This is a genomic window from Methylobacterium sp. AC433 (assembly GCF_979253015.1).
This window is the reverse complement of record NZ_CEEDBN010000047.1, coordinates 1-1,153: the sequence shown is the minus strand read 5'-3', so window position 1 is coordinate 1,153 and position 1,153 is coordinate 1. Positions and strand designations below refer to the sequence as shown.

Sequence of the window (1,153 nt, the reverse complement as noted above, 5' to 3'; positions counted from 1 at the left end):
CTAGTGGTGCGAGTCTAACACTTGGTGCCCGCGCTTTGCGGCCTGGATGATGCGATCCGGGTCGGCAGTCCAGACGAAGGGCTTTGGGTCGCCGTTGCTCGCAGCGATGAAGCGCTTGATGGCCGCCTGGACCTCGACCAGCGATCCGAACACGCCGCGTCGGAGCCGGCGTTTTGCGAGCTTGGCGAAGAAGCCCTCGACGGCATTGAGCCACGAGGCTGAAGTTGGGGTGAAGTGGAAGGTCCATCGCGGGTGGCGGTCGAGCCAGGCACGGACCTTCGGGTGCTTATGGACGGCATAGTTGTCCAGGATCGCGTGGACGATCTTGCCCGCCGGAACCGCCGCCTCGACCGCGTTGAGGAAGCGGATGAACTCCTGATGCCGATGGCGCTGCATGCAGCGGCCGATCACCTTGCCCTCCAGCACGTCCAGGGCGGCGAACAGGGTCGTCGTGCCGTAGCGCTTGTAGTCGTGGGTGCGCGTCGTCGGCTGGCCCGGCTTCATCGGCAACGGGGCCTGCGTGCGGGCGAGCGCCTGGATCTGGCTCTTCTCGTCGACCGAGAGCACGACGGCGTGGGCCGGCGGATCGACGTAGAGCCCGACGACGTCGCGCAGTTTGGCGGCGAAGGCCGGGTCGGTGGAGAGCTTGAACTGCCGGACCCGATGCGGCTGCAGACCATGCCCCCGCCAGATCCGCTGCACCGACGAGATACTGATGGCCGCGGCCTTGCTCATGGCGGCGGCCGTCCAATGCGTGGTCTCGCCGGGTGGTTCTCCCTGCGTCAGAGCCACCACGCGCGCCGCCACCTCCGGCCCCAGCGGCGGGATGCGCGCCGGCCGTGTCTTGTCCCGAAGAAGCCCGTCGACGCCCTCCTGCGCGAAGCGGTCCTGCCAGCGCCAGACCACCGTCTTGGACACGCCCGCCTCACGCATGATCGCGTGCGTCCCGAGCCCATCGGCGCTCAGCAGCACGATACGAGCGCGCCAGACGTGCTTCTGCGGCGTGTTTCGATCCGCAACGAGCGCTTCGAGCCGAAGGCGATCCGAACTGGAGAGCGTAAAGCAGATGCCACTGCGCATTCCGCCAGACTCGCAGGACAGGCCTCAAACCAAAACCCCACGCGGACTCAACCGTCAGACCTCAACCACTAGG

General features: G+C 67.1%; 1 protein-coding gene. It reads right to left on the bottom strand.

Features of this window, described 5'->3' with window-relative positions:
• Nucleotides 1-1,080 (bottom strand): IS630 family transposase, encoded by a 1,080-nt coding sequence (locus AC0IWM_RS23675; protein WP_471759118.1) that lies wholly within the window; start codon nt 1,078-1,080, stop codon nt 1-3.
• Nucleotides 1,081-1,153 lie beyond the last annotated feature (73 nt).